This is a genomic window from Virgisporangium ochraceum (assembly GCF_016863655.1).
In the GTDB taxonomy this organism is placed as follows: domain Bacteria; phylum Actinomycetota; class Actinomycetes; order Mycobacteriales; family Micromonosporaceae; genus Virgisporangium; species Virgisporangium ochraceum.
The window spans coordinates 16495-38831 of the sequence record NZ_BOPH01000101.1; the positions used below are offsets into that span (position 1 = coordinate 16495).

At 71.6% G+C, this 22337-nt stretch carries 21 protein-coding genes; 10 read left to right on the forward strand and 11 right to left on the reverse strand.

What is annotated here, in order from left to right; genetic code table 11:
• Positions 1–45 precede the first annotated feature (45 nt).
• The 6 genes from Voc01_RS36605 to Voc01_RS36630 are packed head-to-tail and all read left to right on the forward strand — an operon-like array spanning position 46 to position 6438.
• Positions 46–1611, forward strand: coding sequence for a sugar ABC transporter ATP-binding protein (locus Voc01_RS36605; protein ID WP_203932256.1), 1566 nt, complete (start codon positions 46–48; stop codon positions 1609–1611).
• Positions 1604–2563: an ABC transporter permease gene (locus Voc01_RS36610; RefSeq protein WP_203932257.1), complete on the forward strand. Its 960-nt coding sequence runs from the start codon at positions 1604–1606 to the stop codon at positions 2561–2563. Before Voc01_RS36605 ends, Voc01_RS36610 begins: the two co-directional genes overlap by 8 nt.
• Before the next feature lie 37 nt (positions 2564–2600).
• Complete coding sequence (locus tag Voc01_RS36615; protein ID WP_239160742.1) at positions 2601–3605, forward strand: ABC transporter permease; 1005 nt, start codon at positions 2601–2603, stop codon at positions 3603–3605.
• A complete protein-coding gene (locus Voc01_RS36620; RefSeq protein WP_203932258.1) occupies positions 3602–4642 on the forward strand; it encodes a Gfo/Idh/MocA family protein in 1041 nt (346 codons plus the stop codon). The genes Voc01_RS36615 and Voc01_RS36620 overlap by 4 nt, the downstream gene beginning before the upstream one ends.
• Before the next feature lie 3 nt (positions 4643–4645).
• Positions 4646–5704: an aldose epimerase family protein gene (locus tag Voc01_RS36625; RefSeq protein ID WP_203932259.1), complete on the forward strand. Its 1059-nt coding sequence runs from the start codon at positions 4646–4648 to the stop codon at positions 5702–5704.
• A gap of 8 nt (positions 5705–5712) precedes the next feature.
• Entirely contained in the window at positions 5713–6438 is a 726-nt protein-coding gene (locus tag Voc01_RS36630; RefSeq protein ID WP_203932260.1) for a hypothetical protein, read from the forward strand.
• A 77-nt stretch (positions 6439–6515) separates the two neighbouring features.
• Here Voc01_RS36630 and Voc01_RS36635 read toward each other — a convergent pair whose 3' ends face one another.
• The 4 genes from Voc01_RS36635 to Voc01_RS36650 all read right to left on the reverse strand — a co-directional run bounded on the left by Voc01_RS36635 (position 6516) and on the right by Voc01_RS36650 (position 10254).
• Entirely contained in the window at positions 6516–7457 is a 942-nt protein-coding gene (locus Voc01_RS36635) for a sugar ABC transporter substrate-binding protein (RefSeq protein ID WP_203932261.1), read from the reverse strand.
• Between the two features lie 82 nt (positions 7458–7539).
• Positions 7540–8298 (reverse strand): ATP-binding cassette domain-containing protein, encoded by a 759-nt coding sequence (locus Voc01_RS36640; protein ID WP_203932262.1) that lies wholly within the window; start codon positions 8296–8298, stop codon positions 7540–7542.
• Positions 8295–9332 (reverse strand): ABC transporter permease, encoded by a 1038-nt coding sequence (locus Voc01_RS36645; RefSeq protein WP_203932263.1) that lies wholly within the window; start codon positions 9330–9332, stop codon positions 8295–8297. Before Voc01_RS36645 ends, Voc01_RS36640 begins: the two co-directional genes overlap by 4 nt.
• 217 nt (positions 9333–9549) lie before the next feature.
• Positions 9550–10254 (reverse strand): FadR/GntR family transcriptional regulator, encoded by a 705-nt coding sequence (locus tag Voc01_RS36650; RefSeq protein WP_203932264.1) that lies wholly within the window; start codon positions 10252–10254, stop codon positions 9550–9552.
• A 318-nt stretch (positions 10255–10572) separates the two neighbouring features.
• Here Voc01_RS36650 and Voc01_RS36655 point away from each other — a divergent pair, with 318 nt between their 5' ends.
• Genes Voc01_RS36655 through Voc01_RS36665 form a run of 3 tightly spaced genes read left to right on the forward strand, consistent with a single transcriptional unit; the run spans position 10573 to position 13713 of the window.
• The gene (locus tag Voc01_RS36655) at positions 10573–11892 is read left to right on the forward strand and encodes an enolase C-terminal domain-like protein (RefSeq protein ID WP_239160743.1); all 1320 of its coding nucleotides are present in this window, start codon (positions 10573–10575) and stop codon (positions 11890–11892) included.
• A 25-nt stretch (positions 11893–11917) separates the two neighbouring features.
• Positions 11918–12952 carry a zinc-dependent alcohol dehydrogenase gene (locus Voc01_RS36660; RefSeq protein ID WP_203932265.1) on the forward strand — a complete coding sequence of 345 codons (1035 nt, stop codon included), beginning with the start codon at positions 11918–11920 and terminating at the stop codon, positions 12950–12952.
• Positions 12952–13713, forward strand: a complete 762-nt coding sequence (locus Voc01_RS36665) for an SDR family oxidoreductase (RefSeq protein WP_275423788.1) — start codon at positions 12952–12954, stop codon at positions 13711–13713. Before Voc01_RS36660 ends, Voc01_RS36665 begins: the two co-directional genes overlap by 1 nt.
• Here Voc01_RS36665 and Voc01_RS36670 read toward each other — a convergent pair.
• The 6 genes from Voc01_RS36670 to Voc01_RS36695 form a co-directional block, all read right to left on the reverse strand.
• On the reverse strand, positions 13662–14408 hold the full coding sequence (locus Voc01_RS36670) for a FadR/GntR family transcriptional regulator (RefSeq protein WP_239160744.1): 747 nt from the start codon (positions 14406–14408) through the stop codon (positions 13662–13664). The two genes, Voc01_RS36665 and Voc01_RS36670, sit on opposite strands and share 52 nt — an antisense overlap.
• Before the next feature lie 7 nt (positions 14409–14415).
• Complete coding sequence (locus Voc01_RS36675) at positions 14416–15708, reverse strand: enolase C-terminal domain-like protein (RefSeq protein ID WP_203932267.1); 1293 nt, start codon at positions 15706–15708, stop codon at positions 14416–14418.
• A gap of 206 nt (positions 15709–15914) precedes the next feature.
• Entirely contained in the window at positions 15915–17093 is a 1179-nt protein-coding gene (locus tag Voc01_RS36680) for a mandelate racemase/muconate lactonizing enzyme family protein (RefSeq protein WP_203932268.1), read from the reverse strand.
• A gap of 29 nt (positions 17094–17122) precedes the next feature.
• Complete coding sequence (locus Voc01_RS36685; RefSeq protein ID WP_239160745.1) at positions 17123–17938, reverse strand: carbohydrate ABC transporter permease; 816 nt, start codon at positions 17936–17938, stop codon at positions 17123–17125.
• 11 nt (positions 17939–17949) lie between these two features.
• Positions 17950–18885, reverse strand: coding sequence for a carbohydrate ABC transporter permease (locus Voc01_RS36690; protein ID WP_203932270.1), 936 nt, complete (start codon positions 18883–18885; stop codon positions 17950–17952).
• 17 nt (positions 18886–18902) lie between these two features.
• The gene (locus Voc01_RS36695) at positions 18903–20117 is read right to left on the reverse strand and encodes a sugar ABC transporter substrate-binding protein (protein ID WP_203932271.1); all 1215 of its coding nucleotides are present in this window, start codon (positions 20115–20117) and stop codon (positions 18903–18905) included.
• 182 nt (positions 20118–20299) lie between these two features.
• Here Voc01_RS36695 and Voc01_RS36700 point away from each other — a divergent pair, with 182 nt between their 5' ends.
• Positions 20300–21358 carry a LacI family DNA-binding transcriptional regulator gene (locus Voc01_RS36700; protein WP_203932272.1) on the forward strand — a complete coding sequence of 353 codons (1059 nt, stop codon included), beginning with the start codon at positions 20300–20302 and terminating at the stop codon, positions 21356–21358.
• 17 nt (positions 21359–21375) lie between these two features.
• Here Voc01_RS36700 and Voc01_RS36705 read toward each other — a convergent pair whose 3' ends face one another.
• On the reverse strand, positions 21376–22236 hold the full coding sequence (locus Voc01_RS36705; RefSeq protein ID WP_203932273.1) for a PaaX family transcriptional regulator: 861 nt from the start codon (positions 22234–22236) through the stop codon (positions 21376–21378).
• Between the last annotated feature and the right edge of the window lie 101 nt (positions 22237–22337).

Here is a 22337-nt window from a genome sequence, read left to right on the forward strand (position 1 = left end):
CGGCCTGTCCACGGTCCGGCGGGCTCGACGCGGAGCGTGAGCCGCATGACGACCCCCACCATCGACGTCCGGTCGGTGAGCAAACAGTTCGCCGGCGTGCGCGCCCTCGACGGAGTCTCGGTGCGGCTGAACGCCGGCGAGGTGCACGCGCTCGTCGGCGAGAACGGCGCCGGCAAGTCCACCCTGATCAAGCTCGTCACCGGGGTGTACCGGCCGGACGAGGGCGAGGTGCACTACCTCGGCGAACCGGTCGCGTTCGCCCGGCCCCGGGACGCGCAGGCCGCCGGGATCAGCACCATCTACCAGGAGGTGAACCTGGTGCCGCTGCAGAGCGTCGCCAGCAACCTGTTCCTGGGCCGGGAGCCGAGGAACCGGCTGGGCCTGGTCGACCGCCGGCGGATGTACCGGGACGCGCGGGACACGCTCGTCCGGTACGGCATCACCGTCGACGTCCGGCGCCGGCTCGGCGAGCTCGGGCTCGGCGTCCAGCAGATGGTCGCGGTGGCCCGGGCGCTGTCGACCGACGCCCGCGTGGTCATCATGGACGAGCCGACCTCGTCGCTGGAGCCGCGCGAGGTCGACCTGCTCGCCGGGCTGGTCGAGGTGCTGCGCCGCCAGCAGGTCGCGGTCCTGTACGTCACGCACAAGCTCGACGAGGTCTTCCGCTTCTGCGAGCGGGTCACCGTGCTGCGTGACGGCCGGCTGGTGCACACCGGCCCGGTCGCCGACACCACGCGGCTGCGGCTGGTGGCGACCATGCTCGGTCGCGACATCGACGAGGTACGCGAGCACGGCGCCACCACGTTCACCGACGAGCACCGCGACACCACCGGCGCGCCCGTGCTGCAGGCGGCCGGGCTCACCCGTCGGCCACTGCTCGACGACGTCACCGTCGAGGTGAGACCGGGCGAGGTCGTCGGCCTGGCGGGGCTTCTCGGATCGGGGCGCACGGAGACGGCGAAGGCGGTCTTCGGTGTCGACCCGGTCGACAGCGGGTCGGTCAGCGTCGGCGGACGCGCGCGGCGGCGGTGGTCACCGGCGTCGGCGATCCGTGACGGCCTCGGCATGATCCCCGAGGACCGCAAGGCGGAGGGCATCATCGCCGACCTGTCCGTGCGCGACAACATCGTGCTGGCGGCCCTGCCGCGGCTGACCACCGGTGGGTTCCTGTCCGAGCGGCGGCAGGCCGAGCTCGTCGACACGTTCGTCACGCGACTGCGGATCAAGGTGGCGAGCACCGACCAGAAGGTGCGCGAGCTGTCCGGCGGCAACCAGCAGAAGGTGCTGCTGGCCCGGATGCTGTGCCTGCACCCGAAGGTGCTCATCCTCGACGAGCCGACCCGTGGCATCGACGTCGGCGCCAAGTCGGAGATCCAGTCGCTCATCGACGAACTGGCCGAACAGGGCCTCGGGGTCCTGCTGATCTCCTCCGAGCTCGAGGAGGTCGTGGAGGGCGCCGACCGCGTGCTGGTCCTCCGCGACGGCGCGGTCGTCGGCACGTTGCGCGGAGACGACATCAGCGAGGACCGCATCATGCGCACCATCGCCACCGCGTCGCGGGCGGAGTCGTCGGAGGCTGAGTCGTCAGAGGCGGGGGACGACGATGACTGACAGCCTCGCGGCGCGCCGGAAGGGCGTCGACGTACCGGACCTCGTCCAGCGGACCGGGGTCTACGTGGCGACCGCGCTGCTGCTGGTCTTCAACCTGGTCTTCACACCGAACTTCGCCACGGTGACCAACCTGCGCCTGCAACTGGTGCAGGTCGCGCCGGTGGCCATCGTCGCCATCGGGATGGCGCTGGTCATCGCCACCGAGGGCATCGACCTGTCGGTCGGTTCGACGATGGCGATCAGCGCCGCGCTGCTGCCGCTGTACATCGGCTACGGCGTGTGGGCGGCGATCGCGGTCGCGCTGCTGGCCGGCGTCGTCGTCGGTCTGGTCAACGGGTCGCTCGTGGCCTTCGCCGGCATGCAGCCGATCATCGCGACGCTCGGCCTGCTCGTGGCCGGCCGCGGGCTGGCGCTGGTCTTCACCAACGGCCGGCTGACGGAACTGTTCGACCCGACCCTGGACTCGCTCGGCAACGCCGCGGTGCTCGGCGTCCCGATCAGCGTCCTGATCGTGGTGGTGGTCACGGCCGCCGCGGGGCTCGCGGTCCGCCGGGCCGCGTTCGGACGGCGCGTGCTCGCGGTCGGCGGAAACCGGGCGGCCGCCACGCTCGCCGGGCTCCCGGTGAAACGGACGCTGGTGACGGTCTACGTGGTGAGCGGGCTGCTCGCCGCCGGCGCCGGCGTCCTGAGCACCGCGCGGCAGGGCGCGAGCGACCCGTCGTTCGTCGGGCTGCTCATCGAACTGAGCGCCATCACGGCGGTCGTCGTCGGCGGCACACCGCTGTCCGGTGGCCGCGTCCGCATTCTCGGCACACTGATGGGAGCGCTGCTGATGCAGCTCATCACGGCAACGGTGATTCAACAGAACCTGCCGGACTCGGCGGCCCGCATGATCCAGGCGGGCATCATCGTCGCGGCGGTGTACGCGCAGCGCGGCCGGAGCCGGGCTTGAGGCCCCGCGTCCACCGGACCGGGTCCGGAGAGCACCCGTGAGCGCGGCCGAGACGGCGGTCGCGACCCCGCCCCGGCGGCTGGCCCTGTCGACGCACGGCCGGCGGTGGCCGGCCGAGCGCGCCGGTGCGCCGATCGTCCTCGCGCTGGTGCTGGTCGGTGGTTCGGTGGCATTCGGCGACAGCTTCGCCAGCGCGCAGAACCTCGGCAACATCGCGCTCGACGGCTCCTACCTGCTGCTGATCGCCATCGGGATGACGTTTGTCATCCTCAGCGGCGGCATCGACCTGTCGGTCGGCTCGCTGCTGGCATTGTCGGGCGTGCTCACCGCCTACGGCGCCCGCTGGGGCAGCGTCGCGGCCATCGCGTTGCCACTGCTGGTGTGCGCGGTCTTCGGTCTGGTCAACGGGACGCTGATCGCGCGGGCGCGGATCGCGCCGTTCATCGTCACGCTGGCCGCGCTGCTCTTCGCCCGGGGACTGGCGTTCGCCGTCGCCGACGAGGGGAACACGGTCTTCATCATCCCGGCGGACCTCACGCTGACGCGGCTGGGCCAGGCCCGCTGGCTCGGCCTGCACGCGCCGGTCTGGATCGCGCTGCTGGCGTTCGCGGTCGGTGTGGTCGTGCTCAACCGGACCCGGTTCGGGCAGTCGGTGTTCGCCGTCGGCGACAACCAGGAGGCGGCCGAGCTGATGGGCGCACCGGTCGCGCGGGTGCGGCTGCTGGTCTACGTGATCAGCGCGGTCCTGACCGGGATCGCCGGCGTCCTCGTGGCGGCGCAGACGCAGTCGGGGCTGCCGACGATCGGCGAGGGGCGTGAGCTGGAGGCGATCGCCGCGGTGGTGATCGGTGGGACGCTGCTGTCCGGCGGCGCCGGCTCGCTCAGCGGGACCCTCGTGGGGGTGCTGCTGCTGAAGGTGATCCAGAACCTGATCAACCAGGTCGGCACGCTCACCTCCTACTACCAGCAGGTCGTCAGCGGGACGTTCCTGATCGTGGTGGTGCTGGTGCAGTCGCGGCTGGCCCGGCGGAGGCCCCGGTGAACCGGGCCGCGGCGTACGCTCCCGGCGTGGTCCGGCGCGACCGCGTCACGGGCCCACCGGTGCGGGTCGCCGTCGTCGGAACGGGCGAATGGTGGGGACGCCAGCACGCGGAGCTGTTCGCCGGACGCACCGACGCGTCGCTGGTCGCGGTCGTCGGACGGGACCCGGCCCGCACCACCGCGCGGGCGCTGGAGTTCGGGACGCGCGCGTACGTCGACGTCGAGGAGATGCTCGACCGCGAACGACCCGACCTGGTGACGGTCTGCCTGCCGAACGAGGCCCATTTCGCGCCGACGCTGCAGCTGATCCGGTGCGGGGTGCCGCTGCTGGTGGAGAAGCCGTTGGTGTTCTCGGTGGAGGAGGCCGACGTCCTGGTCGCGGAAGCGGCGGCGCGCCGGTTGTTCGTCGGCATCAACTTCAACCACCGGTACGCCCGGCCGGTGCGGCTGGCGGCCGACGCCATCGCCCGCGGCGACCTGGGCCGGCTCGCGTTCGCCACGTGGCGTTTCGGCGGCGAGGCGGGCTCCGGCCGGCATCCGCACGCCAACCTCATCGAGACCCAGTGTCACGGCTTCGACATGCTGGAGCACCTGTGCGGACCGGTCACGTCGGTGATGGCGCAGCTGGCCGATCCCAGCGGGAACGGCTGGTCGACCCTGGCGGTCGCGCTGCACTTCGACAACGGCGCGGTCGGCAGTCTCATCGGCAGCTACGACTCGTCGTACGCCTACCCCGACACCCACGTCGTGGAGCTCAACGGCACCGCCGGGCGGGTGCAGATCCACGACACCGTGCGTCGGTTCAGCCTGCAGCGCGCGGGTGACGAGACCGCGCACGTCTGGCAGGCGGGATACTTCAACGACACCGACCGCAGTTTCCACGCTACGTTCGACCGGCACGTCGACGACGTGTTCGCGGCGCTGCGCGAGGGGCGGCAGCCTCCGGTGCCGATGGCCGCCGGACGGCGTGCCGTCGTCCTCGCCGAGGCGGTCGTCCGGTCCTTCGAGACGGGCACGCGGGTGTCCACTGTGGAGTAGCGCATGTACGCACGAGAAGACTTCGGCAGCACACCGGAGGGCGGGGTCGACCGGTTCACGCTCACCAACGGCAGCGGCACGCGGGTGCAGATCCTGACCTACGGCGGGATCATCCAGACGATCGAGGTCCCCGACCGGCGTGGCCGGATGGCCAACGTCGCGCTGGGTTTCGGCACGCTCGCCGACTACGTCGAGCGCAGCCCGTACTTCGGGTGCGTCGCGGGCCGGTACGCCAACCGCATCGCGCTGGGCCGGTTCACCCTCGACGGCGCCACCTACCACCTTCCCACCAACGACGGCCCGAACAGCCTGCACGGTGGCGCCGTGGGCTTCGACAAGCGCATCTGGGCGGCCACCCCGTTCGAGCGGGACGGCACGGTTGGCCTGGCGATGCGCCACACCAGCCCGCACCTCGACCAGGGCTACCCGGGCACGCTGACCGCGACGGTCACGTACACGCTCTCGCCAGACAACGCCCTGCGGATCGACTACGGGGCCACGACCGACCGGCCGACGGTCGTCAACCTCACCAACCACACCTACTTCAACCTCGCCGGTGAGGGCCGGGGCAGCATCGAGGGGCACGTGCTGCGCATCGACGCCGGCAGGTACACGCCGGTCGACGCGACGCTGATCCCGACCGGTGCGATCGACCCTGTCGCCGGAACGCCGATGGACTTCACCCGGCCGACCCCGGTCGGCGAGCGGATCGGCGCGGACTTTCCGCAGCTGGCGATCGGCCGTGGCTACGACCACAACTGGGTCCTCGACCGCGGTGCGGGCGCCGGTCTGGTGCCGGCGGCCACGGTGGTCGAACCGGAGAGCGGGCGCGTGCTGACCGTCCTGACCGAGGAGCCCGGGATCCAGTTCTACTCCGGCAACCTCCTGGACGGGACGCTGACGGGAACGGGCGGCGGCGTCTACCGGCGGCATGACGGGCTCGCTCTGGAGACCCAGCACTTCCCCGACTCCCCGAACCATCCGACCTTTCCCACCACGGTGCTGCGTCCGGGGCAGGTCTACCGGACCGCCACCGTCTACCGGTTCGGTACGAGCCGATAATCCAGGTCATGCTCGGACTGCTCGGTGACGTGCTCGGCTGGCTGGTCGTCGCGGGGATCGCGGCGGCCAGCGGCTGGGCCGCGCGTCAGGTCATCCGCGCGGTGGGTCGGGCACCGGGACGCAACGCGCTGATCCACGTGCACGAGGCGGGCGCGGTGGCGATCGCGGTCCGCGGGGTGATCGACGGCCCGCCCGTCGTGCGTGGGCCGCTGACCGGCGTGCCGTGCGCGCTGGCGACGGCGTCGGTCACCGCTGCCGGCGAGCTGCTTCCGGTGTGGCACCGGACGATCGCCGGGGACCTCCGGGTCCGGTACGACCACGAGATCCGCACCCGGCCGAAGCAGGTCACCGACCGGTCCGGGACGCTGACCGTGCGCGCCGACCGGATCGTCGTCGACGTGCCGGTGGGCCGCGTCACCGGGTTCCCGACCGACAGTGGCGTCCTGGACCGGCTGTCCGCGCTCGGGCTGCCCCCGGCCGTGCGCGGGCGGATCGACGCCGATCCCGGCCGCTTCGCGGTCGCCGAGCACGTCCTGTCGCCGGGCGAGGTCGTCCACCTGACGACCGGGCCGGCACCGAGCCTGCCCCCGGACCCGCCGTTCCACCTCTCGCCCGGCGCCCGCGGGTTCGTCGCGGCAGGTCTCGGAATCTTCACCTGGTTCCTGGTGGCGGTGGTGCTGTTCGGGCTGGCGTGCGCGGGGTCCATCGCGTTCGCGTTGATCACCGGGCAATAGGGGCAAGCGGCGATCCACTGTGGAGCGACGCGGACCCTCCCGGCCCGGTGGGTGCCGGGCCGGGAGGGGCGTCGGTCCTACTTGAACTGGCTGACGTTGTCCTTGGTGACCATCTCCGTGCCGGTGTCGACGGTCGCCGCGACCTGCTCGCCACGGGCGGCGGCGACGGCGGTCTCGATACCGAGGGAGCCCATCTTGGCCGGGAACTGCGCGACGGACGCGGCCTGCTCGCCGCTGGCGATCGCGGTCAGCTCGTCGGGGGAGGCGTCGAACCCGACCACGGTGATGGCACCCGGCTTCTTGTTGGCGGCCTTGACGGCCTGCAGGGCGCCGGTGATGGGCGGTCCGCAGGCGCCGTAGATGGCGGTGACGTTCGGGTTGGCGGTCAGGATGTCCTGCGCCGCGTTCAGGCCCTTGGTCTGGTCGCAGTCGGTGGCGGGCTCGGCGACGATCGTGGCCACGGTGCCCAGCCCCTGCTTGAGACCCTTGACGCGGTCGTCGAGCGAGGGGTTGCCCAGCCGGCCCTGGAGGATGGCGAGGGTGGCGCCGGGCGACAGCTTCTTCGCCAGCCACTCGCCGGCGAGCTTGCCCCCGGCGAGGTTGTCGGTCGCCACCACCGACGACTTGCCCTTCCAGCCCGGGATGTCGTTGTCGACGAGCACGACCTTGATGCCCGCCTTCACCGCCTTGTCGAGTGCGCCCTGGACGTTGGGGCTCGTGGGCGTCACGGCGATCGCCTTCACGTCCTGGGTGATCATGTTCTCGATGATGGCGATGACGCCCTCGTCGTCGGTGCCGCTCTTGCCCTGGCCGAAGACCACCTCGACGTCCTTGTGGTCGGCGTCGTACTTCTTGACCGCGTCGACCATGGTGTCGTAGAAGTCCACCGGGAACTTGGTGATGAACCCGACCTTGATCGAGTCGGAGCCGGCGGCCGGGTCGTCGGAGCCGCAGCCGGCCGACGCGAGGGTGACGGCGAGCATGAGGGCAGGCACAAGCAGGGATCGGATGCGTTTCATGTCTGTCGGTCCCTTCGGGATGACATGGGATGGGGAGGTGCCGCGGGCACTCGACGCGTGCCCGCGGGGTGGGGTGGTGGCGTCAGGCGCCGACGATCAGCGAGACGATCCGCTGACGGGTTTCCGGGTTGGGCACTTCCTCGCCGACCTTCCGTCCCCGCCTCATGACGGCGGCCCGGTCGGCGATCTCGATCACGTGGTCCATGGCGTGTGAGATGACGATGACCGCCCTGCCCTCGTCCCGGAGCCGGACGATCAGGTCGAGGACGCGCCGGGACTCGCGGAGTCCGAGCGCTGCGGTCGGCTCGTCGAGGATGACGATGCGGGAGTCGAACGCGGCCGCGCGGGCGACGGCGATCGCCTGGCGCTGGCCGCCGGACAGCAGGCCGACGGTCGACTGGCCGGCGTGCACCTGGACCTGCAGCCGGCTGAGGACGTCGGCGGTGGCCTCAGCCATCGCGCGCCGGCGCAGCACCCGTAGTCCGCGGGGAAGCCACCGTGGCCCGGCCGCCTCCCGCCCGGCGTAGAAGTTGGCCGCCGGGTCGAGGTTGTCGAACAGCGCCAGGTCCTGGTAGACGGTCTCGATGCCGTGCGCGCGGGCCGCCGCCGGTGAGTGGAGGTCGACCGGCGTTCCGTCGATCTCGATGCGTCCGGAGTCGAGCCGGTGCACCCCGCTGATGCACTTGATGAGCGTCGACTTTCCGGCGCCGTTGTCGCCCAGCAGGGCGAGCACCTCGCCGTGGTGGACCTCGAGGTCGACGCCGTCGAGCGCGACGACGAGCCCGAACCTCTTGACCGCGTCGACCACGCGGAGCGCCGGTACCCGGTCGGTGGCGGTCATGACTGCACCGCCCGCATCACCCGGAACCGCCGCTCCAGCGCGCCGCGGACGACGTCGAGCTCCACGGCGACCAGGATGACCACGCCGATGACGATCGGCTGAATGAAGGCGTCGACGTTCATGAGGTTCATGGCGTTGCGGATGACCCCGATCATGAAGGCTCCGACGAGCGCGTTGCCCACCGTGCCCCGTCCGCCGAGGAAGCTGGCCCCGCCGATCACGACCGCGGCGATCGCGTCGAGCTCGGCGAGCTCCCCGAACGTCGGTGACCCGGCGTTGAGCCGGCCCGAGGTGACGATCGCCGCGATGCCGGCGAACAGGCCGCTGAGCGCGTACACCGAGATGAGCACGCCGTTGACGGGGATCGCCGACCGGCGCGCGCCCTCGGGGTTGCCGCCGACGGCGTAGATCCAGCGCCCCCACACCACGCGCGTGGTCAGGAACAGCACCGCGAGGGCGAGCGCGGCGACGAGGAACGCCGAGTACGGCAGCCACCCGATCGAGCCCCCGCCGATCTGCTGGACGATGTCGGGCATTCCCCGGTGCGGCTGGCCGCCGGCGAGCCACAGCGCGAGGCCGTGCGCCACGCTCAACGTGGCCAGCGTGACGATGAACGGATGCGGCAGGCGGCCCCACACGAGCCCGGTGCCGTTGACCAGACCGACGGCCAGCCCGGTGCCGAGCATCGCGAGCACGACCAGCGGTGTCGACGCGACGGCCTCGAACGTGAGCGCGCCGACCACCGCCGCGAGGGCGATCGTCGAACCGACGGACAGGTCGATGCCCCGCGTGACGATGACGAGCAGTTGCGCGATCGCCAGGATCGCGATGACCGCGGTCTGCGCGAGCACGTTGCCGAGGTTGCGGGTGGTGAGGAAGACCGGCGACAGCGTGCCCGCCACCGCGATGACCGCGACGAGCATCAGCACCGGACCGGTGCGGATCAATGCGAGCGCGACGCTCGGCCAGGTGGGGCGCCGCGACGGCGGATCCGTCTTCGCGGCGGTGTCGGGTGGGGTGGTGCTCACGGCCATGCGTCCTCCTCGTCGCGGACCGCGCACGGCGACGGTGGGCACGGACGGACGGTGTGCCTCAACCCGCCGGATTGATAAGATGTTTTATACGCGGCGGGCGACGGGCCGTCTAGCCTCCAAAAGGCTCGGGCGACTGTTTTCCGAGTTCATAGCGCGGCAATGCGGGTCAAACGGTCAGTGAGTCTGGGGCGAGCACCTCCCGAGGGCGGCGGATTCATCAGATGTTCGAGCTGTCGATCGACTGTTCGCTGAGGACGGCGCGCAGCCACGACTCGGACGTGTTCACGTGGACCAGGGCGCTCGCCTGGGCCAGGAGCTGGTCGCGGGAGCGCAGGGCGCGATAGATGGCCCGGTGCTCGTCGAGGGTGACGTGGGCGGAGTTGGCCTCGATGAGCCCGCGCCACACCCGTGCCCGCACGGTGCGGTCGGACAGGCCGTCGAGCAGCGAGGTGAGCGTCTCGTTGCCCGTGGCGGCGATGACGGTGCGGTGGAAGGCGATGTCGTACTGGATGAGCAGCTCGGGATCGGCCGCGGCGGCGCGCATGTCCTCCAGGATCTGGCCGAGCTCGTCGAGGGCGGCGTCGGACATGCGGGTCGCGGCCAGCCCGGTGGCGGCCGGTTCCAGGAGCCGCCGGACCTCCACGACCTCCAGCAGCGTGTCGTCGCGCAGCAGCTCCACGGCGAAGCGGAGCCCTTCCAGCAGCAGGTGCGGGGCCAGGCTGGTCACGTACGTTCCGTCGCCGCGCCGCACGTCGAGCACCCGGGCCATCTCCAGCGCCTTCACCGCCTCCCGGACGCCGCTGCGCGACAGCCCGATCTGTGCGGCGAGCTGCTGTTCCGGGGGAAGCCGGGTACCGGGCGGCAGCTCGCCCGACCGGATCATGTTCCGGATCTTCGTGATCGCCTCGTCGGTCAGTGCCACGTGGTTCTCCCTCGGTGAGATCTGCCGAGACATCTTATCTTCGTGCGGTCCGGGTGGGTCTTCGGTGAAAGCGTTCCAGCACCGCTCGGCCGCACCGCATCGTTTATTCGCGGTCCTGAACAGCGGTTAACCCGTTTCCGGGGCGGTGGCGGCGCGGTTGGTTCTGGACAGCGACGTGGCGGTGGCCTATAAAGACATCAGACGTATCCCGAATCTACGCGGTGATCGACGTCGAGACCGGCCGGATCCCGCCGGGCATTCCACGGTTGCTGACCACCCTGTGTCCGACGCCGGACCCTACCCCCGCAGGAGTCGACGGTGACTGAGCTGATCTCGTCCATCGAGACCCATGACATCCGTTTCCCCACGTCGCGGGAGCGCGACGGGTCCGACGCCATGAACCCGTTCCCCGACTACTCGGCCGCCTACATCGTCCTGCGGACCTCCGACGGAGCCGAAGGGTACGGGCTGGTCTTCACCGTCGGCCGCGGCACGGAGGTGCAGGTCGCCGCCGTCGAAGCGTTGAGCGACCTGGTCGTCGGTCACGCCGTCGCCGACGTTCTGGCCGACCCGGGCGCCGTCGCCCGACGGCTGACCGGTGACAGCCAGATCCGGTGGCTGGGCCCGTACAAGGGCGTCGTCCACATGGCGGCCGGCGGCATCGTCAACGCGATCTGGGACCTCGCCGCGAGGCGCGCGGGCAAGCCCCTGTGGAAGCTGCTCGCCGACCTCTCACCGCGGCAGCTGGTCGCGCAGGTCGACTTCCGCTACCTCCGCGACGCGCTGACCGAGGACCAGGCCCTGGACATCCTCGAGGCCGCCGAGGCGGGACGGGCCGACCGGGAACGGTCGCTGCTGGAGGACGGGTACCCGGCCTACACCACGACCCCGGGCTGGCTCGGATACGACGAGGACAAGCTCGTGCGGCTGTGCCGGCAGGCCGTCGCGGACGGGTTCTCCCTCATCAAGCTGAAGGTCGGAGCGGACCTCGCCGAGGACCAGCGGCGGCTGCGGCTGGCCCGGGAGGCGGTCGGCCCGGACATCCGCATCGCCGTGGACGCCAACCAGATCTGGGGTGTCGACGAGGCCGTCCGGTGGATGGAGCAGCTCCGGCAGTTCGACCCCTACTGGATCGAGGAGCCCACGTCGCCCGACGACGTCCTCGGTCACGCCGCGGTCCGGCGGGCGCTCGCGCCGATCCGGGTGGCGACGGGCGAGCACGTCCAGAACGCGGTGGTGTTCAAGCAGCTGCTGATGGCCGAGGCGGTCGACGTGGTGCAGATCGACGCCTGCCGGGTCGGCGGCGTCAACGAGAACCTCGCGATCCTGTTGCTGGCGGCCAGGTTCGGGGTGCCGGTGTGTCCGCACGCGGGCGGTGTCGGGCTGTGCGAGCTCGTCCAGCACCTGGCGATGTTCGACTACGTCGGGGTCAGCGCGACGGTGCGCGACCGGTCGATCGAGTACGTCGACCACCTGCACGAGCACTTCGTGGATCCGGTGCGCATCCGCGACGGCCGCTACGTGACCCCCACCGCCCCCGGGATGAGCGCGCAGATGCACGCCGGCTCCCTCGACGCCTTCCGCTTCCCCGACGGTCCACAGTGGACATCGACGTCGCCGTTCGTACCCGCCGCATAGGCTGACACAGCTGAGGAGTTCCGACATGGTGCACGACGGCCGAGGTGCCTTCTACATCGGCGACCGGAACTTCGTCGTCAGGCGGGCCGAACCGGTGCCGCCGGCGGCGGGGGAGGTGCGGATCGAGGTCGCCTACACCGGGATCTGCGGTACCGACCTCCACATCATGCACGGGGCGATGGACGCTCGCGTGGCGCGGCCGGCGGTGCTCGGCCACGAGATGGCGGGCCTGGTGGCCGAGCTCGGCGACGGCGTGACCGGATGGTCGGTCGGCGACCGGGTGACCGTGATGCCGCTCGCGTGGTGCGGCGGATGCCCGGCCTGCCGCGCGGGACACACCCACATCTGCCACCGGCTGAACTTCATCGGCATCGACTCGCCGGGCGCCATGCAGTCGTCCTGGACCGTTCCGGCGGCGCGCCTGGTACGGCTTCCCGAGCACCTGTCGCTGCGTGACGGGGCGCTCGTGGAACCCACCGCCGTCGCGGTGCACGACGTGCGCCGGTCGCGCCTGCGTGCCGGCGAACGCGCCGTCGTGGTCGGCGCGGGACCCGTCGGACTGCTGATCGCCTGCGTCGCCCGGCAGGCGGGCGCCGAGGTCGTGGTCGTGGAGCTCGAACGGCACCGGCGCGCGGTCGCCGAGGAGCTGGGGCTGCGCGCCGTGGACCCGACCGCGACCGACGTCGCCGCGATGGTCCAGGAGTGGACCGACGGCGCCGGAGCCGAGGTCACCTTCGAGGTGTCCGGATCGGCCGGGGGCGTGCGGACGGCCGTCGAGACGCTCGGGGTGCGCGGCCGGCTGGTCGCCGTCGCGATCCACCCGAGCCCCCGCGAGGTCGACCTGCACCGGGTCTTCTGGCGCGAGCTGGAGATCATCGGCGTCCGGGTGTACCAGCACACCGACTTCGAGGAGGCGGTCCGGCTGCTGGCCGACGGCGCGGTCCCCGCCGCACGCCTCGTCTCGGAGGTGGTGCCGCTGGACGACGTCATGGCGGCGTTCGCCGCGCTCGAGAGCGGAACCGCCATCAAGGTTCTCGTCGACTGCGGGACCGGTGCGTGATGGATCTGTTCGACCTCACGGGACGGCTGGCCGTGGTCACCGGGTGCCGGCGGGGGATCGGCCTGGCGATGGCCGGGGCGCTCGCCGCGGCCGGTGCCGACATCATCGGCGTCAGCGCGTCGCTGGAGTCCGACGGCGGCGCCGCGGCGGAACGGGTCACCGCGCTCGGCCGGTCGTTCACCCCGTTCCGCGTGGACCTGTCGGACCGGTCGGCGACCGCCGCGCTCGTGGCGACCCTCGCCGCCGGTGGACGGCCCGTCGACATCCTCGTCAACAACGCGGGAACCATCCGCCGGGCACCGGCGGTCGACCACGGCGACGCGGACTGGGACGAGGTGCTCGAGGTCGACCTGTCCGCGCCGTTCGTGCTGGCGCGCGGGATCGGCCGGGGCATGGTCGAGCGGGGACGCGGGAAGGTCATCTTCACGGCGTCGATGCTGAGCTTCCAGGGTGGCATCAACGTCGTCGGCTACGCGGCGGCCAAGTCGGCCATCGCGGGCCTGACGCGCGCGCTGGCCAACGAGTGGGCCGGCCACGGCGTCAACGTCAACGCGATCGCGCCCGGGTACATCGCGACCGACAACACCAGGGCGCTGCGCGAGCAGCCCGAGCGCAACCGCGCGATCCTCGAACGCATCCCCGCCGGCCGGTGGGGGAGCCCGGATGACCTGGCCGGCGCCACGGTCTTCCTCGCCTCCGACGCGGCGGCCTACGTCAACGGCACGGTGCTGGCCGTCGACGGCGGTTGGCTGTCGAGGTGACCGCGTGACCCGGTCATCGCGCGCACCGCGTCCTCGACCTCGATGATGTGCGCCGCGGCCCGGAGGCGGGCGCGTTCGCTGTCCCCGTCGACGATCGCCTGGTAGATCAGCTCGTGTTCGGTGACGGTGCGCAGGTTCGCGGCGGGGTCGAGGCGGCCCCGCCACAGCCGGGCCCGCACCGTGTTGCCGGACATGTTCTCCACCAGCGCGGCCAGCACGGGGTTCCCGCAGCGCGACGTGATGAGGGCGTGGAAGGCCCGGTCGTTGGCCATCAGCCGGTCGGCGTCGATGGGGTCGGCGCGCACCAGGTCGTGCGCCTCCGCCAGGAGGTCGCGCAGGCCGGCGAGATCGGCCCCGGTCAGCCGGCGTACGGCGAGCGCGGTCGCCTCCGGCTCCAGCAACCGGCGGACATGCAGGAACTGCAGCTCGCCGTCCTCGCGGTGCAGGTCGGCGACGAAGGCCATGCCGTCGAGGAGAAGGCCCGGCTGCAGGCTCGTGACGTAGGTGCCGTCGCCCTGCCGCGTCTGCAGCACCTTGAGGGAGCTGAGCGCGCGGACCGCCTCGCGCAACGTGTTCCGTGACACGCCCAGGAGGGCGGCGAGGTCCTTCTCGACCGGCAGCTTGTCGCCGGGCCGCAGCTCTCCCTCGATGAGCATCCGCTTGATGTTCTCGATGGTCGTCTCGATGGCACCCACGCCGCTCCTACCGCCGGGTCGCGACCTGACGCCAGTGGGCGCCGTCGGGATAGCGGTACGTGGCCAGCGCCTCGGGGTGCATCCGGGCGCTGTAGCCGGGGTCGGTCGGCAGCCGGTACCACGCCCGGTCGACGACCGCGGGGCTGCTGAAGTGCTCGTGGAGGACGTCGACGTGCTCGACGAGCCGCCCGACCATGCTGCCGCTCACGCAGATGAAGTCGATCATGGCGATGTGCTGGACCAGTTCGCTCAGCCCGACGTCGCCGCCGGGGAAGCACACGGGAACGCCGAACTTCGCGGCGAGCAGCAGTACCGGCACGATCTCGTTGACGCTCACCAGCCGACCGGGGTCGATCCGGCAGTAGTCGACGGCGCGGGCCTCCACCATGCGCCTGACCGTGCCGTGGCTGTGGCAGCCGCCGCCCGTCGCCACACCGACCGCCGACAGGGCCGCCCGGATGGAGGCGTGCCCGGCGACGTCGTCCGGGTCCGTCGGCTCCTCTATCCACAGTGGACCGAACTCGGCCAGCTCGGTGCCGTGCCGGATGGCTTCGGGCACGTCCCACCGGTGCCGGGCGTCGACGAGCAGCGTGGCGTCGGGGCCCAGCGCCGCGCGGGCGGCGGCCAGTCTCCGCCTGGCGCTACCGACCGAGCCGCCGACCTCGACCTTGACGGCGTGCCAGCCGTCGGCGACCGCGGTCTCGTAGGACGCCCGCAGGTGCGTGTCGGTGTGGCCCGGCGGGCGCGGGAGGCTGGTGTACGCCGGATACCCGACGCGGGCCAGGTGCCGCACCCGCTGCGCGCGGGTGGGCGCGAGCCGCTCGAGCATCTCCAGCGCCTCCTGCCGGGGCAGCGCGTCGGACAGCTGCCCGAAGTCGCACGCCGCCACCAGGTCGGCCGGTTCCATCTCCGCGACCAGGCGCCACACCGGCTTCCCCGCGTGCCGGGCCACCAGGTCCCAGACCGCCGTCAGCACCGCCGTGGTGGCCGACCGGGACACCCCCGCGTCCGCGTCGGGTCCGCCGGCCCCGACGAGCCCGCGGTACGTCGGGCCCAGCGACGCGGCCACGTCGTCCACGTCGCGGCCCACCAGCGGCGCGGCGACCCGGCGCGCCGCCGCGACGCACCGCGGGTTGTCGCCGCCGGCCGTGGACGCGAGGCCGTGGCCGGCCAGGTCGGTGTCGGTCCAGACCGCCACGTACACGACGGAGTGCCCCGCGTCCGGATGCGTCGGTGGGGGTCCACTTCGGACGGTGGGAAGACGGACGTCGACGACGTCGACCGCGGTGATCGTGGGCATGGCGCGAACTCCGGTAGGTGCGCAGATTGATCCCATGAATAGGTCGACCGAACGCTATGAGGCGACGACCGAGACAGTCAAGCTGGCGCGGGATCCGTGATGAAACAGGGGCTTGCGGTGGCTGCCGGGCATCGGAACCGTTGCCGTTCCCGGCTGGACGGATGTAGACATGGGATGAATGTGGGCGTAGTTTCCGGGCGCGGCCGTCATCCCCGCCCGGCGCCGGTCGGCACGCCGCGGTCCGTGCGCGCCAGCAGCTGCCGTCCCGCCCCGTCGGGCCGTACCGACGGTCCGTCGCCCACCTCGTCGTGCGGCCGCGGGAACGTCGGGGCGATCGCGGCCTCGTCGACCCGGACGCCCAGCCCGGGCGTGTCCGACAGGACGAACGCGCCGTCACCGATCGACACGTCGACGGAGACACCGACCGGCGGTCGCAGGTCCTGGAGCTCGCTGACGAGGTGGTTCGGCGCCGACGTGGCGGCGTGCAGCAGGGCGACCGGTGTGTTGCCGATCGGACTCACCGGCAGGTCGTGGGCGTGTGCGAACGCGGCGACCCGGAGGAAGTGGGTGACGCCCCACACCGCGGCGATCTGGACCACGTCGACGGCGCCGGCGGCGACCAGCGGGCGGAACTGCTCCAGTCCGGTGAGGTTCTCACCCGTCGCGACAGAGGCGTGAACCGCCCGGCTGACCACCGCGAGGCCCTCGGCGTCCCAGCGCCGCACCGGCTCCTCGATCCAGGTGAGGTCCAGGTGCCGCTCGATCTCCCGGACGTGCCGTACCGCCTGCTTTCGGTTCCACGACTCGTTGACGTCGAGCATCAGGCTCGGCCGCGAGCCGTGCGCCGCGTCGGTCAGGACGTCGCGCACCAGGGTCAGCCGGTCGCGGTCGCGCTCGATGTCCAGGCCGCCCTTGAGCTTGGCCGCGCGCAGGCCGTACCCGGCGAACGTCTGGTAGAGAGAGGCGAGGTCGCTGTCGCTCAGCCCGATGTCGAGACCGGAGGCGTAGGCGGGGACGGTGCGGTCGCGTCCGCCGAGCAGGCGCCACAACGGCTCGCCGGCCGCCTGTGCCTTGATGTCCCACAGGGCGGTGTCGAAGGCGCCGATGGTGCCGAAGACGGCGCCGGCGTGCCCGGCCTTGAAGGTGCGCCGCAGCATGCGGTCGTAGAGCGCGGTCACGCCGCGCGGGTCCTCGCCGTCGAGGGCGGCGAACACCGAGTCCGCCTGCACGTGCGGGCCCAGGCCGACACCGGTGATGCCCTCGTCGGTGTCGACCAGGACGATCGGCACCGACACGGTCCCGTCGGCGTAGACGCCGTTGGCGTCGCCGATCGGCCGACCCCACTCCTGGACCGTGGTCATGGTCCGGTACCCGGTGATCCGCATGTCAGTCCTTCGGTGCGATGGGCAGGGCACTACTTGACCGCTCCGCCCGTGGCGCCGGCGGCGATGTACCGCTGGGCGACGACGAGCAGGACGACGGCGGGAATGGACGCGAGCACCGCGGTGGCCATCACGGCGCTCCAGTTGGACACGTGCGCGCCCAGGTAGGTGTAGATCCCGAGCGTGACCGGCACGACGGTGCCCTTGGTCGTCAGCGTCAGGGCGAAGATGAAGTCGCTCCAGGCGAACAGGAACGCGAACAGCCCGACGGTGATCAGCGAGTTGCGGCTGATCGGCACCACCACCGACAGGAACGAGCGGATCGGGCCCGCGCCGTCGACGCGGGCCGCCTCGACGATCGAGGGCGGCACACCGAGCATGAACGAGCGCAGGATGAGGATGCCGAACGGGATGGCGTTGGCGGCGTTCGCGACGACCAGGCCCGGAACGGAGTTCAGCAGACCGAGCCGCTCGTAGAGGGTGTACAGGGCGTTGGCGATCACGATGCCGGGGATCATCTGGGAGAGCAGCACGGCCAGCAGCGCCCAGCTGATCCACCGGAACCGGAACTGCGCCAGCGCGTAGCCGCACGGCGCGGCGACGGCCACCGTGAGCACCACGGTGCCGGAGGCGACCAGCAGGCTGGTCACCAGGTTGTGGCCCTGGTCCTGCAGCGCCGCCCGGTAGCCGTCGAGGGTCGGCTGCGCCGGGAACCAGGTGGTGGACAACGTGTTGCCGTTGGGCTGCAGCGAGATGTTCACCATCCAGTAGACGGGGAACAGCATGACGGCGAGGAGAACCAGGGCGACGGCGGTGCGGACGCCTCCGCGGACACGGTGCGCGGTCACGGATCTGTTCATCAGTCGTGGATCCGGCGTCGGGTGGCGCGCAGGTACACGACGGCGAACGCCAGCGAGATCGCGATGAGAATGTTGCTCAACGCGGCGCCCTCGCCGAACGCGAACTCGACGAACGAACGCTCGTAGGACTGGGTGGCGATGGTCTCGGTGGCGTTGGCGGGGCCACCTCCGGTCAGGCCGAGGATGATGTCGATCACCTTCAGGGTGTAGATGACGCCGAGCATCAGGACGATGGCCACGACCTCGCGCAGGTTGGGCCAGGTGATGTGCCGGAACGCCTTCCAGCCGGTCGCGCCGTCGAGGGCACCTGCCTCGTACAGCTCCGTCGGGATGTCCTGCAGGCCGCTGTAGAGCAGGGTGAGGTTGAACGGCACGCCGAGCCAGATGTTCACCAGGATCACCGTGACGAGAGCGACCTCCGGTGAGGTCAGCCAGGGGACCGGCGAGTCGATGACGCCGACGCGCTGGAGCAGGACGTTCAGGATCCCGCTGTCCTGGTCCAGGATCGCCCGCCACGCGGCGCTGCCCACGATCAACGGGATGAGCCACGGGAGCAGGAACAGCGCGCGGACCAACCGGTTGAGCGGAAAGGCGCGGTGGAAGAAGACCGCCAGCGCGAGGCCGATCACGAACTGGCCCACGATCGAGCCGGCCGTGAAGACGACCGTGTTGACGACGGCCCGGGAGAACACCGCGTCGTCGACGACAGCGGCGAAGTTGCGCAGGCCCACCCATGGCGCCTCGCCGGTGAAGAACGTCCGGAGGCTGTAGTCCTGGAAGCTCATGACCAGGTTCTTGGCCACCGGGTAGCCGAACAGGACGGCGATGGCCAGGGCGGCCGGCACCACGAACAGGATCTCGGCGACCCGCTCCCCGCGCCGGCCCCGGGTCGGGGCCGGCGCGGAGGTCGCCGGGGTGGCGTTGCGTCGGGTCATCTCGGTCACGGGACGGGCTAGCCGCCGGCCTTGGCCATCGCGTCGGCCGGAGCCGCCTGGCCGGTGAGGACCAGCTGCATCCCGGAGAAGATCACCTTCGCGGTGTCCGGCCACTTCTCGCCGAGCTTTCCGGTGCGCGCGCGGGCCTTCGCCACCGCGTCGGTGAAGCCGGCCATCGCCGGTACCTCGCTCTTGAACCTGTCGGCGAGCGCGAGCCGGGTGGGCACCAGGCCGCCGTCCTTCGCCCGGGCGAGCTGGTTCTCGTCGGTGTTCATGCACTTGACGAGCTCGGCCGCCTTGCCCATCCGCGCCTTGTCGCCGGTGAGCGGAACGGTCCAGGCCTCGCCGCCGAGCGGCGCGGTCGACGTCTGTCCGGGTGTGTTGACGGGGAACGGGACGACGCCGAAGTTGACCTTCGCCTTCTCCAGGGTCGGTATCTGCCACGGCCCGTTGAGCATCATGGCGGCCTTGCCGGCGATGAACTGGTCGTTGACGTCCGCCTGGGTCCAGGTGACGACGCTCTTGGACGTCACGCCGCTGTCGACGAGGTCCTTCCACAGCTGCAGCGCCCCGGCGACCTGCGGGCTCTTGAGGTTGGTCTCGTCGCCGCCGTTGGTCCACATCGGGGGAAGGAACTGCCAGGCACCCTCGAAGTCGGCGGTGGCGTTGAACGCGAAGCCGTACCGGTCGCCGGCGGTCAGGGTCTTCGCCGCGGTCTTCAGCTCCGCCCAGGTGGTGGGCGGGGTGACGCCGGCCTTCGCGAGGATGTCCTTGTTGTAGAAGATCGCGATCGTGTTTGCGGCCGGCTGCAGGCCGTACAGCTTGCCCTTGTACGTGGCGGCCGACACCGGACCGGCCGCGTAGCCGTCGGCCTTGATGCCGTAGTCCTCGAGCGGTGTGAGCGCGCCGGTCGCGGCGATCTGCTGGATGTCGGGGTTGTCGAGCATCAGCACGTCCGGCAGCGTCTTCGACGAGGCCTGCTGCAGCACCTTCTGGATCAGGGTCGGGCCGGGTACGGCGGTCCGTTCGACCTTGCCCACCCCGATCGCCGTGCCGCACTTGTCGAGCAGCGCGCGTACCTGGGAGGTCGTCGGTTCGTCGGTGTAGTAGTCCAGCACGGTGAGGCTGTCGACGGCGCCGTCGGAGGAGGATCCGTCGTCGTCGCCGCAGGCGGTGAGGGTGAGAGCTGCCAGGGTGGCCGCGGCCGCGACAGCCGCCATTCGTCTTCTCATCGGTACAGCTCCTTAGCTGACTCGATAGCACATCGGTATAGCGCTTAACCGCCTGGTCGAAGGGTGGCTTCAGAAATGGGGCGGCGGATGGTTAAGCGCTATACCTGACTCGCGGTAGAGTCTGGGAGCCAGCCGGAGGGTTGTCAACACGTCCGTTCGGACAGGAAGTCGGGGTCGCGCGAATGGCAGTCACGATGCGTGAGGTGGCGGAGGCCGCGGGGGTGTCGATCGCCACCGTCTCGTTCGTGGTCAACAACACCAAACCGGTGACCCCCGAGACCCGGCAACGGATCGAACGGGCGATGGCCGAGCTCGGCTTCCGCCCCAACGTCGTCGCACGCGCCCTGGCCAGTCGCCGGACCCGCATTCTCGCGCTCGCGACCCCGTTCTCGCGCCTGTGGCTGGGGGCCGCGACCCGGGAGTTCATCCTCGGCGCCGCCACCGCGGCCAAGGAGTCAGGGCACCACCTGGTGATCTGGCCGGTGGGCAACGACGGCGACGAGCTGGTCACGCTCGTCGGGCAGAAGCTCGTCGACGGGGTGCTGCTCATGTCCGTGGCGCTGGACGATCCGCGGGTCGAGGCGCTGCGCGGGTTGGACACCCCGTTCACGCTGATCGGCCGCACCCGCGACGTCAGCGGGCTGCACTACGTCGACATCGACATCGCCGCCTCGATGCGGGTGGCCATGGACCACCTCGCCGACCTGGGGCACCGGCACATCGCGTTCGTCAACGGCAACCGCGAGGAGGAGGGGGTCGCCGGCTTCGGTCCGTACGTGCGCTCCGAGGCGGCCTACCGGGAGCTGGCCGACGAGCGCGGCATCGCCCCGGTGGTGCTGTACTGCCGGTCGACCGTCGTCTCCGGCCGCGAGGCCGCCCGCGAGCTGCTGGCCGTGGCACCGGAGACCACGGCGGTCATCGTCCAGGACGAGGCGGGCGCCGCCGGTCTCGTCGCGGAGCTCAAGCGGCTCGACCGGCCGGTGCCCGGCCGCATGTCGGTGCTGTCGATGCTGAGCTCGGCCGACTTCGCCGAGATGTGGGACCCGCCGCTGACCACCATCAGCACGCCGGGCCTGGAACTGGGGCGGCTCGCCGTCGAGGCGCTGCTGCTGCGGCTGGACGACCGGCCGCCGGTGGCCGCCGCGCTGCGCACCGGTGCGCTCGTGCCCGGCGGAACCACCGGCCCGGCTCCCGCCGACGCACCGGTACCGGGGCGTTCGGCCACGCGCCGGAGGACATGACCCGCGACGGCCGACGGTCAGGGCCGGCCGTCGTCGACGGGGGCGTCGATGGAGTCGACCGCCCGCTCGGCGACCCGCCGGGCCCGGGGCTGCAGGCGGCCGTGGGTGCGGTGGAAGACCTCCTGCGCCGCGACCGCCGGCCAGTCGGGCGGCAGGTTGTGCAGGGGGATCCGCGGGTCGTCGCGCAGCAGCAGCAGCCAGTCGCTGAGCAGCAGGAGATGGCGGGTGAGGTCGTCGGTGGCGTCGGGCAACGGCCGCCGGGTGTCCCACCGGCGCAGGAAGTCGTGGTAGCGGGCGGCGATCGTGGGCAGGTCGTAGGCGTCGCGCACCATCCGGTCGGCGTCGACCGGCTCCACCGGCTCGGCCCGGAAGGCCAGCACGTGGTCGCGCAGCTGGGGGTCGGAGAGCAGCGGGGTGACGTCGACGGCGCCCGGCGCGATCCACAGCCCGCTACGCAGCATCCCGAACCCGGCCCAGCGCAGCCGCGAGCGCAGCAGGTGCCGTTCGTCGCGCCGTGACTCCGGCAGCGAGAACCCCAGCAGCGTCCAGTGGCCGCTGGTGTCCCGGTTGACCGCGCCCCAGCGCCACATGCGCTCCTCTCCCTCGCGCAGCACGGCGGCGGCGCGCGGGGTCAGGCCGAGGTAGACCCGGCGCCCGCGGCGGTGCCGGACCAGCAGGCCGCGGCCGACCATCCGGGCCAGCGTCGAGCGGGTCGCGTGCTCGGAGACGCCCAGGTTGCCCATCACGGTCACGAAGGTGCCCGAGAAGATCGCGAGGTCCCGGTCGAGCGCGGTGCTGCCGAGCAGCGTGAGCAGGAGCGTCTGCGGACGAACCTCCAGCGGCGTGCCCGCGGTCGTCCGATCGATCGTCGTCGTCACCCGCACAGGATAGGCAGTGCGCAAGACGATGTTGGGCATTCAATTGACGGTCGTCACTGTCATGCCTACCGTTGGACACTGATACCTATCGATGGAGGTAG